The organism is Vogesella mureinivorans, from assembly GCF_007644035.1.
Classification (GTDB): Bacteria; Pseudomonadota; Gammaproteobacteria; order Burkholderiales; family Chromobacteriaceae; genus Vogesella; species Vogesella mureinivorans.
Genome location: NZ_VMTV02000328.1, coordinates 1 through 484, shown reverse-complemented (window position 1 = coordinate 484; position 484 = coordinate 1). Strand labels below are relative to the sequence as shown.

The window sequence follows — 484 nt, the reverse complement described above, 5'->3', positions numbered from 1 at the left end:
CGCAGGTGGCTTGATCCACCTCGGCCACGTCCAGCGTCCAGCTCTTCGGGCCGGTGCTCTTGGTCTTCTGCAGGGCGATGAACTCGGCGAGGTCGGCATCGTTCAGCGGGTTGGTCTTGCCCAGCGAGCGGCCGGGGTCGAGTTGGTAGTACCAGAGCTGCCGCGTGGGCGCGCCCTTGTCGAAGAACAGCACCACGGTCTTCACACCCGCGCCCTGGAAGGTGCCGCCGGGGCAGTCCAGCACGGTGTGCAGGTTGCAGCTGGCCAGCAATTCGCGGCGCAGCTCGACGCTGGCGCTGTCGGTGTTGCTTAAGAAAGTGTTCTTGATCACCACCGCGCCACGGCCGCCCGCTTTGAGCTTGCGGATGAAGTGCTGCAGGAACAGGTAGGCCGTCTCCGACGAGCGGATGGGGAAGTTCTGCTGCACCTCCGGCCGCTCGCCGCCGCCGAAGGGCGGGTTGGCCAGCACGATGTCGTGGCGATC

Annotated in this window: 1 protein-coding gene; it reads right to left on the bottom strand. The window is 66.5% G+C overall.

The window, feature by feature from the left end; all coding sequences use genetic code 11:
• The coding region (locus FLQ44_RS10100) for an HsdM family class I SAM-dependent methyltransferase (RefSeq protein ID WP_147694289.1) at positions 1–484 on the bottom strand (484 nt) is incomplete at both ends.